The following is a 14123-nucleotide window of genomic DNA, read 5'->3' on the forward strand; positions in this document are numbered from 1 at the left end:
CCGCCAGGGACCCCAAATACGTACTCGACACCAATCTGCTGCAGAGAATGGACGATCAGGTCGCCTCCCTCGGCTGGCGAGTCGGCAGCGCTAGAATCGCTGGCCTTCGACAAACCGTCGCTGTCTTTTAAAGGCATTGTGCGACTCCCCTATACAGGCCCTAATAACAAGGCTGCGATACCTTACATTAAAATTTGCTAATAAGGTCTTGCAGTCAAAGCCTAAACGTATTTTTTTAGCTGAGACGCTTGGCGTTGATCTGGAGTTTTGCAACAGGTTTGGGTCGGTGAGTGCGCCCGCAGGCTAAAACTGACTTGGTTTCCGGCAATTACTCGCCGTGGCTTGGCCTGTGCGTCGGGCAAACGAAGTCCCGTCCCGGGCGTCTTGGAGAGCAGCAATTTCGAGCTCTGACGGCTCCCACGGCAGGGTTATCGCGGTGATGCGCGCCCCCAGCACGGGGTGGTGTCAGTTCTATGCGTGTCATGCAGGGCTGGGTTGACGGGATTCAAGGTCTTGCCAGCGCCGGAAGGCCAGCGCGAGGTCCTCCTCCATCTGTGCGAGGTTTTGCTGCGCGGCGCGCTGCAGGTCGACCGATTGCTGGTAGAAATCCGCGTCGGCCATGGTCTCGTGCATTTTGGCGATGCGTGCTTCGAGTTTTTCGATGTCCTGCGGCAGGCGCTTGAGTTCCCGCTGGTCGGTGGGGCTGAGACCGGGCATCGCCTGTTTGACTTGGGGCTGGACGCGGGCTGGCGCTGGTGTCCTGGCTGCGGACCGTGCGGGAGGGGTTTCGATCCGCCGCTGACGCAACCAGTCGTCGTAGTCGCCGACGTAGTGGCGAAAGCCACGTTCGCCTTCGTGCACCAGCAGGCCATCGACCACTTCGTTGACAAAGGCGCGGTCGTGGGAAACCAGGATCACGGTGCCGGGGTAGTCCAGGATCAGGTTCTCAAGCAGTTCGAGGGTCTCGACGTCCAGGTCGTTGGTCGGTTCGTCCAGCACCAGCACATTGGACGGCTTGGCGAACAGACGCGCCAGCAACAGGCGGTTGCGCTCGCCGCCGGACAGCAGCTTGACCGCTGTGCGGGCGCGATCTGGCGTGAACAAAAATGCCTTCAGGTAGCCCAGCACGTGCAGGGCTTGACCGTCGAAGTCGATGCGCTCGGCGCCCTCGGCCACGTTCCAGGCGGCGTTGCGTTCCAGGTCAAGTTGTTCGCGGTTCTGGTCGAAATAGGCGATTTGCAGATTCTCGGTGCGAATCAGCGTGCCGCTGTCCGGTGCGCGCTGGCCCAGGAGTACCTGCAGCAGGGTGGTCTTGCCGCAGCCGTTGGGGCCCATGACCCCCAGGACCTGGCCGCGCTGCAACTTGAAGGTGAAGTCGCGCAGCACGGTGGTGTCCGCGATATGGGCGCCGACTTGCTGGGCTTCCAGCACCCGCTTGCTGGACTGCTCGCCAAACTGCGCCTTGATGGCCGCTCTTTGCTGGTACTTGCGCCGGCTGGCTGCGTGCTCGCGCAGATCCTCAAGTGCCCGCACGCGGCCCATGTTGCGGGTGCCACGGGCCTTCACACCCTGGCGCAGCCAGGCTTCTTCCTCGGCCAGTTTTTTGTCGAACTCCTTGTCGGCGGCCTGTTCGCTGGCCAGCGCTTCGGTCTTGCGGCGGCGAAAGTCCGCATAGCGCCCCGGCCAGTTGTACAGCGCGCCCCGGTCGACTTCGACGATGCGGGTGGCGATGCGGTCCAGAAACACCCGGTCATGGCTGATGAACACCAGCGCCAGCGACGCGCCGAGCAGGAAGTCTTCCAGCCAGGTGACGCCGGCAATGTCGAGGTGGTTGGTGGGTTCGTCCAGCAGCAGCAGATCCGGCTGACCGATCAGCGCGCGCGCCAGCAACACGCGCCGCTTGAAGCCCCCCGAAAGCTGCGCGAACTGGGCGTCGGCCGGCAGATGCATGCGCGTCAGCAGGGCCTCGACTTCCACCCGCGTGGTCCACGCACCGGCTTCTTCCAGCGCCTGTTGCAGGCTTTCCAGGTGCGCTCCGTCGGCGCCCGCCTCAAGCGCCGCGTGGTAGTCGTCCAGCAGCTGGCCGCGCGTCCCCAGCCCGCTGCTGACAACGGAATAGACACTGCCGGTGATGTCACGCGGCACATCCTGTGGCAACTGCGCCACACGCAGCCCGTCACGGCGTTCCACTTCGCCGTCGTCGGGCGTGAGCGTGCCGGCCAGCAGCTTGAGGAGAGTCGACTTGCCGGCGCCATTGCGGCCGACCAGGCACACCCGTTCGCCCTCGTCGACCACCAGGTTGACCCGCTCCAGCACCGGATCGTGGCTGTAGTGGACGGTGGCCGCGCGAAGCGTGATCAGCATGGTGATTGAACGGTCATTCGGTTGGACTTGTCTGGGGCCGGTATCTGCGTCAGCATGGGGCGTCGCCGGTTGTTATCAAGGAAGGAGAACACGATGACCTTGCCAGGCGGGTTTGACGATCTTGAATGCTGGGTCGCGGAGTGGGCCATTGGGGAGGAGGCGGCGCGTAACCGCAAGCGCCTCGCATCGTCGCTGGACCAGCTGCAGGCGTACTACAACGCGTTGCTACCCCGCATGGACGCCATTATCCCGCACCTGAACCAGTATTCGCTGGATGCCCTGGCACCGGCCGAACAAACACTGCTGGAAATGGCGCTGATGTTCATGGAGGTGGCGCCAGCGGTGGAGATATACAAGCACCCGGATGTGCCGTGGGGCTTCGTTGCCGAGCGTTTTCATATTCTGCCCGCGTAAGTTTTCCGCGTTGTCTGCGGTGGTTCGCCTGGAGGAGATTTCGTCATGAACAAGCCCGATTTCGACACTCTGCACCCGTATGTGCGCCAGTATTCGGACCTTGGCACCGGACCGGTACCGGTGATGCCGGTGGTCTCGCCCGAGTATTTCGAGCGCGAGCGAGAAACCATTTTCAAGAAGATGTGGCTGAACCTCGGCCGGGTGGAGGACATTCCGAATCCGGGCGATTACGTGGTCAGGGACATCGCCATCCTGAAGGCGTCGATCATCCTGGTACGTGGCGATGACGACCAGGTGCGTGCCTTTCACAACGTGTGCCGGCACCGCGGCAACCAGTTGGTGCAGGGCAGCGGCAACGCCAAGGGTTTTTCCTGCGGCTTTCACGGCTGGACTTACGACACACAGGGACAGTGCGTGTTCGTGCCCGACGAAGAAGTTTTTTTCAATCTCGACCGCAGCCAGACCGGCCTGTCGCCGGTGCGTTGCGAGACCTTCGCCGGGTTTGTGTTCGTGACGGTTAATCCGAGCGCCGTGCCGCTGGTCGAGTATCTGGGCGGGTTCGGCCAGCAGATCGGTGATTTCCCATTCCAAACCATGCAGCGCATGCACACCCTGAAGGCCGACGTGAACTGCAACTGGAAAGTGTTCATCGACGCCTTTCAGGAGTCCTACCACGGGCGTTTTGTGCACCGGCTGACCGCCGCTGCCGCCGGCTGTGTGGACGACGATCCCTACGCCCACCTGACCTCGGTGCGCCTGTACGGCCCGCACCGTTCGGCCTCGGTGCCGTTTAACCCCGAGTACCAGCCCACGCCGGCCGAGGCGCTGTCGTTCAAGTATGCGCAGTCGCTGTGGCTGCACGAAGGTAACGCCGGCGCGCAGCGTGTGCCTGGCACCAACCCGGCCGGTCACCCGAACTGGCTGTTCGACATCAACGTGTGTTTTCCGAATTTCTTCGTCGACGTGTCCAGCAGTTGGTTCTTCACCTACCACTTCTGGCCGGTGGCGGTGGACCGCACGCACTGGGAGTACAATTTCTACATGCTGCCGCCGCAAAACGCCGGAGAGCGCATCAGCCGCGAGTACTCCAAGCTGTACCTGCGCGACCTGCTGCGCGAGGACCTGTCCACCGTGGAAACCACCCAGGCGGGCCTGTCATCCGGTGCCATCGAGCACATGATCCTGTCGGACCAGGAAGTCGCCGTGCGCCACCAGTACAAGGTAGTCGACGATATGGTGAACGGGCGCTGGGTCGGTTAGCCGACACCACCGGCGTGGCGGCCCGGAATCAGTTGTCCGGGCCAAAGTGGTCGACGCGCATGGACAGGTCGACCGCGTGCAGGTGCTTGGTGAGCGAGCCCACCGAGATGAAATCCACGCCGGTGGCGGCAATGGCCTTGAGTGCCTCGATTCCGACGCCGCCGCTGGCCTCCAGCGTGGCGCGGTTGGCGACCAGTTTGACCGCCTCACGCATGAGGCCGAGCGAAAAATTGTCCAGCAGGATTTGCTTGACGCCGGCAGCGAGCGCCGAGCGTAGCTGATCGAGGTTTTCCACCTCCACTTCGATTGGTATATCGCGCGGCGCGGCGCGGCGGGCAGCCTCAATGGCCGTTGTGATCGAACCCGCCGACGCAATGTGGTTTTCCTTGATCAGGATGGCATCGTAAAGACCTTTGCGATGGTTGAGCGCGCCGCCGCAATGTACGGCGTATTTCTGGGCCAGACGCAGGCCGGGCAACGTCTTTCGCGTATCCAGCAGCTTGGTGTGCATGCCGGCGATCGCCGCCACGTAAGCGCGTGTAGTGGTGGCGGTTCCGGCCAGCGTTTGCAGGAAATTGAGCGCGCAGCGCTCGCCCGTGAGCATGGCCCGCGCCGGACCGCTCAACAGGCACACGGTTTGCCCCGGGGCAAGGTCATCACCGTCGCGTGCCTGCCAGGTGATTTCGATACGCGGATCGAGAGCCTGAAAGACCGCGGTGAACCAGGCTTGCCCACACAGCACCGCCTGGTCCCGGCAAACGACACGCGCGCTCGCCACGGCGTCAACAGGGACCAGACCGGCGGTCAAGTCACCACTGCCGACGTCTTCTTCGAGCGCGGCGCGAACTTGGGCGGGGATGCTGGCAACAGTAGCGGCATCGGGGTGCATGGACGGGCTCCGGCGGCAGGCGGGTGGTCCATTATCGCTGGCCGGGAACCCAGTGACCGTGGATCGGCGGCGGGTGCCTGACTCGCGTCCGCCAGCAGGCGATCAGGCAGTCGGGTTCAGGTTCCGGTCGCGGGCCGTCACGACTGCCTGAGACGTCCTGCGGTACTTGATCCTGCTCAGACCGCCCCGCGAAGATGCTTGAATGAACCCGGCCACAGCCCCATGTTGCTCGGCAAGGATGCACGCCTGATTGCGTGCCGCACGGAGAAGTAAGCATGCGCATGGAGAAACTCACCAGCCAGTTCCAGAAGGCCCTGGCGGATGCCCAGAGCTTGGCGCTTGGGCGGGATCACCAATTCATTGAGCCACTGCACTTGACGGCGGCCATGCTGGCGCAGGACGGAGCTGGCGTGGGTGCGCTGCTCGGTCGGGCCGGAGTGGCCGTCGATCGGCTGCGCGCCGACGTTGGCCGGGCGCTGGATCGCCTGCCGCGGGTCGAGGGCACCGGTGGCGATGTGCAGATATCCCAAGCCCTGGGCCGGCTGCTGAATCTGGCTGACAAGTACGCCCAGCAGCGCGGCGACGACTACATCGCGAGCGAGATGTTCCTGCTGGCCGGGGTGGAGGACAGTGGTGAACTGGGCAAGCTGCTCAAGGCTGCCGGCGCTACGCGCGAGACCCTCGAACAGGCGGTCGACGCCGTGCGTGGCGGCGAGAAAGTCACCAGCGAAAATGCCGAGGAAACGCGCGGCGCGCTGGAAAAGTACAGCATCGACCTGACCGAACGCGCGCGTCAGGGCAAGCTCGATCCGGTGATCGGGCGCGACGAGGAAATCCGCCGCGCCATTCAGGTGCTACAGCGGCGCACCAAGAACAATCCGGTGCTGATCGGCGAGCCGGGCGTGGGCAAGACGGCCATCGTCGAGGGGTTGGCCCAGCGCATCATCAATGGCGAGGTGCCGGAAGGGCTCAAGGACCGGCGCGTGCTGGCGCTGGACATGGGTGCCCTGATCGCCGGCGCCAAGTTTCGTGGCGAGTTCGAGGAACGCCTCAAGGCCGTGCTGAACGAGCTGTCCAAGCAGGAAGGCCAGGTCATCCTGTTCATCGACGAAATTCATACCATGGTCGGTGCTGGCAAAGCAGAAGGCTCCATGGACGCCGGCAATATGCTCAAGCCCGCCCTGGCACGCGGCGAGCTGCACTGTATCGGCGCCACAACGCTGGACGAGTACCGCAAGTACATCGAAAAGGACGCCGCGCTCGAACGGCGTTTCCAGCAGGTGCTGGTGGAAGAGCCGTCGGTGGAAGACACCATCGCCATTCTGCGCGGCCTCAAGGAGCGCTATGAAGTGCATCACGGCGTGGAGATCACGGACCCGGCCATCGTCGCCGCTGCCACCTTGTCGCATCGTTACATTTCCGGTCGCAAGTTGCCGGACAAGGCGATCGACCTGATTGACGAGGCGGGCAGTCGCATCCGCATGGAGATCGACTCCAAGCCGGAGGTCATGGACCGCCTCGACCGGCGCCTGATCCAGCTGAAGATGGAACGCCTGGCGCTGGAGAAGGAGTCGGACGAAGCTTCGCGAAAACGCCTGGCGACCCTCGACGAGGAAATAACCCGGTTGTCGCGCGAGTACGCCGACCTGGAGGAAACCTGGCGCGCCGAGAAGGCGGCCGTGGGCGGCACGCAGTCGATCAAGGAAGAACTTGACCGCCTGAACCAGGAGTTCGAGACCGCGCGTCGGGCCGGCAATCTGGAGCGGGCGGCCGAGATTCAGTACGGTCGTATCCCGGAGCTGAAACAGCAACTGGACAGCGCCGCCAGCGCCGAACAGGGTCCCCGCAAGCTGCTGCGCAGCGAGGTCACCGAGCAGGAGATTGCCGAGGTCATCTCGCGCTGGACCGGTATTCCGGTGTCGAAAATGCTCGAGGGCGAGCGCGAGAAACTGCTGCACATCGAAGACGCTTTACACGAGCGCGTGGTTGGCCAGGACGAAGCAGTTCGTGCGGTGGCCGACGCGGTGCGCCGCTCGCGGGCGGGCCTGACCGCGCACGAGCGGCCAATCGGCTCGTTTCTGTTTCTGGGACCGACCGGTGTCGGCAAGACCGAATTGTGCAAGGCGCTGGCCGGATTTCTGTTCGATACCGAACAAGCCATTGTGCGCATCGACATGTCGGAGTATATGGAACAGCACTCAGTGGCGCGGCTGATCGGTGCCCCGCCGGGCTACGTCGGCTACGAGGAGGGTGGCCAGCTGACCGAGCGCGTGCGTCGGCGGCCGTACTCGGTGATTCTGCTGGACGAAATCGAAAAGGCCCACCGCGACGTGTTCAATGTGCTGCTGCAGGTGCTGGATGACGGGCGCCTGACCGATGGCCACGGCCGTACGGTGGATTTTCGCAACACCATCGTGGTGATGACCTCGAACCTCGGCTCGGATCGAATCCAGGAGATGGCTGGCCAGGACTACGACCGGATCAAGGCGGCGGTGATGGATGTCCTGCGCCACGAGTTCCGGCCGGAGTTCATCAACCGCATCGACGAGACGGTGGTATTCCACGCCCTGGGTCGCGAGCAGCTGCGGCGGATCGTGGATATCCAGGTCAGTGCCCTGCGGGCGCGGCTGGTGGAACGCGACATGAGCATCAGTTTCACTGACCCGGCGCTCGACTGGCTGGCCGGGGTCGGTTTCGACCCTGTGTATGGGGCCAGGCCCCTGAAGCGCGCCATCCAGCAGCACGTGGAAAACGCATTGGCGCGGGACATCCTGGCCGGCAAGCTGGCGGATGGTGATGCCATAGCGGTCGATGTCTCCGGCGACGGGCTGGTCTTCCAGACCCAAGCCGGGGCGTGATCGACGCCGCCCACGGCTGGACTGGCCTGTTAAGCTGAAACGCCTGCCACGCAGGGGAGAGCGGTGTTATCCGGGGGTGCCGCCGGGTGTTTTCTTTACCTTGAGGAGGGTTCGCATGAGTAACAAGCCGTTGATCATTCTGTCCGCGCTGGCTTTTTTTGCGCTGGCCGGATGTAGCGAGAAGGGGCCGGCGGAGCAGGCCGGTGAGAAACTCGACCAGGCAGTCGAGAATGTCAAGGATGCCGTCGATGACGCCGGCCAGCAGGGTCCGGTGGAGCAAATGGGCGAGAACGTGGACGAGGCTATCGAAGGCGCGAAAGACGCGATGCAGGACGCCAAGGAGAGAGCCGACGAAGCCACAGAGTAAGACGGGCGGTACGGTGGCGGGTCGCCGTCACCGTATCTTTATTTAGGCGCGGCCAAGCCAAGCTCGGCGTGGTGGCACGCCCGAGTGGAGGGGGAGATGGAATACCGGCACATCGGCGTGGCCCCGGTCGCGGGTGCGCTCGGCGCGGAGATCGCTGGCGTTGATCTGCGCCAGAGAGTCAGCGACGCCGTGATCGCCGAAATCCGCCACGCCTGGTTGCAGTATCTGGTGCTGTTCTTTCGCGATCAGCCGCTGACGTCAGATCAATATCTGGCGTTCGCCCGACGCATCGCAGAGCCGGTCGAGTACCCGATGCTCAAGGGCCTGGATGGCTACCCGCTGATCGTGCCGGTGATCAAGCTGCCGCAGGAACGGGTCAATTTTGGCGGACTGTGGCATTCCGATACGGCGTATCTGGAAACCCCGCCGATCGGCGCCATGCTGCTTGCGAGGGAGGTGCCGCCAGTCGGCGGCGACACGCTGTTCGCCAATATGTATCTGGCTTACGAGTCCCTGTCGGATGGCCTGCGGCGCATCCTGGATGGTCTGCATGCCGTCAACAGCTCGGCCAAGGCGGACGTTACCAAAACGCGCGAGGATCGCCTGGCCGAAGGCGGCGCCAAGCTTGCCGCCGACGCGGTGCTCAACGCGGTGCATCCTGTGGTGCGCACGCATCCGGAAACCGGCCGCAAGCTGCTGTACGTCAACGGCGGCCATACCGTGTGCTTCGAGAACATGACCGAAGGCGAAAGCACGCCGCTGTTGCACTACCTGTTCGCCCACCTGTGCCGGCCGGAATTCACCTGCCGCTTGCGCTGGCAGCCGGGCACGCTGGCGCTGTGGGACAACCGCTGCAGCCAGCACAACCCGATCAACGACTACCACGGCCATAAGCGTGTGATGCACCGCATTTCCCTGGGGGCGGATCGGCCAGTCTAGTCGCCGGTGGTATCTTAAAGAGCCCCACAGCTGCGTTTTACCTGCCATGCACCGTGCTCTGCGTCTGGCTCACTGCTCGGACATTCACCTCGATAGCGATTATTACGGTGGCGACTGGAACCGTGACCGTCGCGATCGCGATCGGGCTGTTTTCGACCACCTGCTGGACGCCATTTGCAGCGAGCAGCCGGACCTGATGCTGCTGGCGGGCGACCTGTTTGACCACAACAGGGCCAGTATCGCCACGGTCGAGTGGGCGTGCGAGCGCCTGGCGGCGCTGCCATTTCCGGTTGTCATGATCCCCGGCAATCATGATTGTCTGGCTGAGAACGCGGTCTACCACCGCCACGATTTCGCGGCCGCCGGCCTGCACCTGTTGCTGGATCCGGCCGGGCAGGTGGTGACCCTGCGGGAACTTGGCGTGGTCGTGTGGGGCCGCGGCATGGTCGATCACCATCCCGGTCACCGGCCGTTGGCCGACCCACCGGGGCGCCCTGATCCGAACCTGTGGTACCTGGGCCTGGCGCACGGCATCCATGTCCCGGCGTCGGGCGAAGCGAGGAATTCGTCGCCCATTCACGCGCACGAGATCGAAAGCGCCGATTTTGACTATCTGGCGCTGGGCCACATCCACTGTGCGCGGGACGTGTCGGCCGGCACCACTCCCGCCTGGTATTGCGGAGCTCCACATCCGGTGCTCGGTGAGGGGGGCACGTTTTTACGGGTGGATCTGGCGCCCCTACTGCCCGCCGAGGTGACAGTGCGTCAGGTACTGGCTGTAGGTTGATCTGGAAGATGATCGCTCCGCGCTGACCGTGCGATTTCAAAATGTTCTGCGGCGGGTGCTGGCGCACCGTGGATGCCTTCTTGCGCACTACCCTCAACTCGCCGTCCAGTCGGACTAAAGTTCGGCCCTGTTCTGGCGATACAGGGGCCGGATGGGATTGGTTCACGGCATCAGCAGGGCGACAGGTAATGACAGCAACCACGGGTAACACGATTGAAACTTTATTGCGGCAAGCCGTGCCGCAGTTGTGCTTGCTGGCCAGCGGCAGCAATCCTGGCCTGCGGGAGCCGCTGGACGCGCTGCGGCAAATCGCCTTGAGCGATAAAGTCGGCACTGGCCTTCAGGCGGCCCTGGAGAAGGTCACGCAATCGGCCAAGAACGCTTCTGCGCCCGGCAAGAAGCCGCACGGTCAGACTCAGGCGGCTATCGATACCGCTGAGGGTCGGCTTATACGGGATGTGCTCAAGCACCTGGTGGTACCGCCGGCGCTCGAACCACTCACCGCTGATCTGGAGCGTGCGCTCGGTACGCCGGCCGATGAGGCTGGTCGTCGTCGCCTGGCAGAACAACTGGTACACGTAGTCGTTGAGGCGCGCGGTCACACCGAGCGGCGCCAGGCTGAACTTCAGGATTTTCTGAAACAGACGGTCGGCCGATTGCTGCAACTGGAAACCGCCCTCAACGAGGCCAGCGCCCTGACTCGGGAAGGCGGCGCGCAGGCGCTTGAGGCAAGTCAGGTGACCGAGGCACAGTTCCTGAAACTGCGCACCGCGTCGACGGATCTGGACGACGTGGACCAGCTCAAGGACTTCATAGGCGACCACCTGGACCACCTGCAGGAGCACCTGAGCCAGCAAGACAACGCCGGTGCTTCGCGCCAGCGCCGTCTTGAACAGCACCTGAGTCAGCTCAGTGAGCAGGTGGCACATCTGAATTCGGAGACCGTGACCCTGCGCAGCCGGCTTGACGTCACAACCGAGGAGGCGCTGCGTGACCCGCTGACGGGGGCCTTCAACCGTTTGGCCTACGATCGCCGCGCGGCGCTGGAAGTGGCCCGCTGGGCCAGTGACGGCAGTGCCCTGTCGATGATCGTGTGCGACATTGACCACTTCAAACGCATTAACGACACCTTTGGCCACGCAGCGGGCGACAAGGTGCTCAAGGAAGTTGTGCGCCTGCTGCAGGAGCAGCTGCGCTCATCAGACTTCGTAGCCCGCTACGGTGGCGAGGAATTCGTGGTGCTGCTGAATGGCGCCAACGGCGACGCTGCCCTGCATATTGCCGAAAAACTGCGGCGCACCATCAAGGCCGCGCCATTTCGCAGCCGTGGCGAGCGGGTGGCGGTGACGATTTCCTGCGGTGTCAGCACGTTCAGTGGCGACGATAATCTGGAGACGGTGTTCGAGCGCACCGATGCGGCGCTGTATGCCGCCAAGACCAGCGGTCGTGATCGCTGCATGCAGGCTGAATGCAAGGCGGCTTGATGCCAGAGTGCCGGTACGGACCAGGGTCTCACTCAGTCGGCATGACGCGGCCGCGCAATTCCCGTTATCAAAGCGGCGGTGCGCGGCCGGCCTTCAGGGTTGCATCCCAGTCACGCATCAAGGCCTCGGCGCGGACAATTTCTTCATTGCCCAGCTGAGGACGTAGCAGGTCGAGCGCCTGCCGGGCATTGGCGTTGTTTCGGGCGGCGGCAAGCGAGAAGAGGGCAAAAGCGCGCACCTTGTCGACCGGCGCGCCAAGGCCGTTGTAGACCATGAAGCCGAGGTTGTTCAGGGCAAAGGCATCGCCCTTGATGGCCGCCTGTCGATACCAATGCACGGACTGTTGGTCGTCGCGCTCCACGCCTTCGCCCTGGTGATACATCCGACCCAGGTTGAAGGCGGCCAAGACGTCGCCTTGCTCAGCGGCTTTGCGATACCAGTGGGCAGCCACTTTGAAATCGGCGGCGGCGCCTGCCACCAGGTAGGCCATGACGCCAAGGTTGTACTGCGCCTCGCGATGGCCCTGGGCGGCTGCCGAGGCAAACCAGCGCTGTGCTTGCGTATTATCGGCGGCCACGCCGATACCCTCGTAATAGGCCTGCCCGAGCGTGTACTGGGCACCCGCATGGCCTGCGTTGGCCGCTTTGCGGTACCAATCGAGGGCAACCGCTGGGTCCGTGGCAACTCCCAAGCCCTGGTCGTATAACACCCCGAGGTTATAGGCGCCGGCCGGGACAGTTTCTGCCGCCTGCTCGAACAAAATCCGCGCCGCGCCGTAGTCGCGTGTAACGCCGCGACCGTTGACTGTAAGTACGCCAAGGTTATAGGCGGCCTGCGCATGACCCTGGCGGGCCGCCGCGGCAAACCAGCGGGCGCCGGCTGCGTCATCCCGCGCCACGCCCGGGCTTTGCGTATACAGCAGTCCCAACGCGTATTGGGACCGGCTATCGCCCTGGTTGGCGAGCACGGTATGGCTCTCGACAGCGGTGGCAAAATCGCCCTTCAACGACGCTGCCTCGGCCTCCTCGAAACTGGCAGGGGCGGCGTTGGCCGGGCCCGCGCACAGACTGACAAGCAAGACATATCGGGCAAACAGGCGGGTCGTATTCATGCGTGGCTAAGGGGGCGGGCAGGGGCGCTATGGTACGCTGCCGAAACGGCCACGCTGTACACCCTTGAGTATTCCATCGCCCCTAAGTCCCGAGCCCAGTGGCGATCAGTTCGGCATCGAACGGGCGCTCGCGGCGCGCATTGAAGACGCCTTGCTGGTCGACCGGCCGACGCTGCGGCAGCGGTTGTCGAGCCTGCAGCAACGCCAGCTCGCCGGCCGCCCGGTGGATCGGCTGCTCGACTCCATCAACGAACGGCTTGTCCGTTCACAGGCGGCTGTTGGGGCGCGCCGCGCGGCGCGCCCGTCGGCGGTTCAGTTTCCGCAAGACTTGCCCATCACGGCGCACCTGCCGGCGATTACCACCGCGTTGCAGCAGCACCCGGTGGTGGTTGTGTGCGGCGAGACCGGCTCTGGCAAGACGACTCAGCTTGCCAAGCTGTGCCTGCATCTGGGACGCGGCCTGCATGGCCGCATCGGTCACACCCAGCCACGGCGCATCGCCGCGCGAGCGGTGGCGGCCCGGTTGGCGGCTGAACTCGCGGCGCCCAAGGTGGTCGGCTACAGCGTGCGTTTCGACGACACGGTTGCGCACAGCGCCGCCATTCAGGTGATGACCGACGGTTTGTTGTTGGCGCATACGCAGTCAGACCCTGACTTGCTTGCCTACGACACCTTGATCATCGACGAGGCGCACGAACGCAGTCTCAACATCGATTTTCTGCTCGGCTACCTGCACCGCCTGCTGCCGCGCCGGCCGGACCTGCGTCTGATCATCACCTCCGCCACCATCGAACCGCAGCGCTTTGCGGACCACTTCGGCGGGGCGCCCGTGATTGAAGTCTCCGGCCGTGGGCATCCGGTGGAGCTGCGCTACCGACCGCTGGTCACGCTGGATCCGGATCAGGCGGATCTGACCCTGGCCGAGGGCATCGTGGCGGCGGTTGGGGAGCTGCAAAGTGAGGCTCCGGGAGACGTGCTGGTCTTTCTGCCCGGCGAGCGGCAAATCCGCGACGCGGCCGAGGCTCTGCGCCTGCACGGCATGGCCGGGCTGGAACTGCTGCCGCTTTATGCACGCCTGTCGCGTGCCGAACAGGATCGGGTGTTCGCGCCCTCGACACGCCGCAGGATCGTGCTGGCCACCAATGTGGCGGAGACCTCACTGACGGTACCCGGCATTCGCTACGTAGTGGACAGTGGGCTTGCGCGTGTCAGCCGCTATGGGGCCCGCAGCCGCGTGCAGCACCTTGGCATCGAGAAGATCTCGCGCGCCGCCGCCACCCAGCGCGCCGGGCGCTGCGGTCGGCTTGGACCCGGCGTGTGTATCCGCCTGTACGCCGATGACGACTACGCGAACCGCACCTCCTATACCGATCCCGAGATTCATCGCGCCAGCCTGGCGAGCGTCGTACTTCGCATGCAGGCCCTGCGACTGGGAGATGCCGCGGACTTTCCGTTCATGGACCCGCCGCAGCGTCGCCACCTGCACGCCGCGCAGCAAGTTTTGTTCGAGCTGGGCGCAGTTGACAGTGGCGGCGCGCTGACCGGTATCGGCCGCCAGCTGGCGCGCTTTCCGCTCGACCCCTCGCTCGGGCGCATGCTGATCGAGGCCGGAAAGACCGGGGCGCTGCGCGAAGTGCTGATCATCACCGC

Annotated in this window: 11 protein-coding genes; 8 read left to right on the forward strand and 3 right to left on the reverse strand. The window is 64.3% G+C overall.

Annotated elements, in window-relative coordinates:
• Window positions 1-480 precede the first annotated feature (480 nt).
• Window positions 481-2364, reverse strand: coding sequence for an ATP-binding cassette domain-containing protein (locus ABZF37_RS10795; protein ID WP_372719754.1), 1884 nt, complete (start codon window positions 2362-2364; stop codon window positions 481-483).
• Between the two features lie 93 nt (window positions 2365-2457).
• Between ABZF37_RS10795 and ABZF37_RS10800 the strand changes: the two genes are divergently transcribed.
• Window positions 2458-2778: a hypothetical protein gene (locus ABZF37_RS10800; protein ID WP_372719756.1), complete on the forward strand. Its 321-nt coding sequence runs from the start codon at window positions 2458-2460 to the stop codon at window positions 2776-2778.
• A gap of 45 nt (window positions 2779-2823) precedes the next feature.
• Complete coding sequence (locus ABZF37_RS10805) at window positions 2824-4038, forward strand: aromatic ring-hydroxylating dioxygenase subunit alpha (RefSeq protein WP_372719758.1); 1215 nt, start codon at window positions 2824-2826, stop codon at window positions 4036-4038.
• A gap of 28 nt (window positions 4039-4066) precedes the next feature.
• On the opposite strand, the gene nadC is transcribed toward ABZF37_RS10805, so the two are convergent.
• Entirely contained in the window at window positions 4067-4927 is an 861-nt protein-coding gene (nadC, locus tag ABZF37_RS10810; protein WP_372719760.1) for a carboxylating nicotinate-nucleotide diphosphorylase, read from the reverse strand.
• Between the two features lie 275 nt (window positions 4928-5202).
• On the opposite strand from nadC, the gene clpB reads away from it, so the two are divergent.
• The 5 genes from clpB (at window position 5203) to ABZF37_RS10835 (ending at window position 11362) form a co-directional block, all read left to right on the forward strand.
• On the forward strand, window positions 5203-7785 hold the full coding sequence (clpB, locus tag ABZF37_RS10815; RefSeq protein WP_372719762.1) for an ATP-dependent chaperone ClpB: 2583 nt from the start codon (window positions 5203-5205) through the stop codon (window positions 7783-7785).
• A gap of 115 nt (window positions 7786-7900) precedes the next feature.
• Entirely contained in the window at window positions 7901-8152 is a 252-nt protein-coding gene (locus tag ABZF37_RS10820; protein ID WP_372719764.1) for a hypothetical protein, read from the forward strand.
• 96 nt (window positions 8153-8248) lie between these two features.
• The gene (locus tag ABZF37_RS10825) at window positions 8249-9091 is read left to right on the forward strand and encodes a TauD/TfdA dioxygenase family protein (RefSeq protein WP_372719769.1); all 843 of its coding nucleotides are present in this window, start codon (window positions 8249-8251) and stop codon (window positions 9089-9091) included.
• Between the two features lie 46 nt (window positions 9092-9137).
• Window positions 9138-9878 (forward strand): exonuclease SbcCD subunit D, encoded by a 741-nt coding sequence (locus ABZF37_RS10830; protein ID WP_372719771.1) that lies wholly within the window; start codon window positions 9138-9140, stop codon window positions 9876-9878.
• 188 nt (window positions 9879-10066) lie between these two features.
• Complete coding sequence (locus ABZF37_RS10835) at window positions 10067-11362, forward strand: diguanylate cyclase (protein ID WP_372719773.1); 1296 nt, start codon at window positions 10067-10069, stop codon at window positions 11360-11362.
• A 67-nt stretch (window positions 11363-11429) separates the two neighbouring features.
• On the opposite strand, the gene ABZF37_RS10840 is transcribed toward ABZF37_RS10835, so the two are convergent.
• A complete protein-coding gene (locus tag ABZF37_RS10840) occupies window positions 11430-12473 on the reverse strand; it encodes a tetratricopeptide repeat protein (RefSeq protein WP_372719775.1) in 1044 nt (347 codons plus the stop codon).
• A 64-nt stretch (window positions 12474-12537) separates the two neighbouring features.
• On the opposite strand from ABZF37_RS10840, the gene hrpA reads away from it, so the two are divergent.
• Window positions 12538-14123, forward strand: a 1586-nt coding sequence (hrpA, locus tag ABZF37_RS10845; RefSeq protein ID WP_372719778.1) for an ATP-dependent RNA helicase HrpA, incomplete at its 3' end; no start/stop codon positions are given.

This window comes from Immundisolibacter sp., from assembly GCF_041601295.1.
Taxonomy (GTDB): domain Bacteria; phylum Pseudomonadota; class Gammaproteobacteria; order Immundisolibacterales; family Immundisolibacteraceae; genus Immundisolibacter.

Coding starts and splice junctions, on each gene's coding strand:
- ABZF37_RS10795 (WP_372719754.1), bottom strand. CDS start 2,364: ATGCTGATCACGCTTCGCGCGGCCACCGTCCACTACAGCCACGATCCG.
- ABZF37_RS10800 (WP_372719756.1), top strand. CDS start 2,458: ATGACCTTGCCAGGCGGGTTTGACGATCTTGAATGCTGGGTCGCGGAG.
- ABZF37_RS10805 (WP_372719758.1), top strand. CDS start 2,824: ATGAACAAGCCCGATTTCGACACTCTGCACCCGTATGTGCGCCAGTAT.
- nadC (WP_372719760.1), bottom strand. CDS start 4,927: ATGCACCCCGATGCCGCTACTGTTGCCAGCATCCCCGCCCAAGTTCGC.
- clpB (WP_372719762.1), top strand. CDS start 5,203: ATGCGCATGGAGAAACTCACCAGCCAGTTCCAGAAGGCCCTGGCGGAT.
- ABZF37_RS10820 (WP_372719764.1), top strand. CDS start 7,901: ATGAGTAACAAGCCGTTGATCATTCTGTCCGCGCTGGCTTTTTTTGCG.
- ABZF37_RS10825 (WP_372719769.1), top strand. CDS start 8,249: ATGGAATACCGGCACATCGGCGTGGCCCCGGTCGCGGGTGCGCTCGGC.
- ABZF37_RS10830 (WP_372719771.1), top strand. CDS start 9,138: ATGCACCGTGCTCTGCGTCTGGCTCACTGCTCGGACATTCACCTCGAT.
- ABZF37_RS10835 (WP_372719773.1), top strand. CDS start 10,067: ATGACAGCAACCACGGGTAACACGATTGAAACTTTATTGCGGCAAGCC.
- ABZF37_RS10840 (WP_372719775.1), bottom strand. CDS start 12,473: ATGAATACGACCCGCCTGTTTGCCCGATATGTCTTGCTTGTCAGTCTG.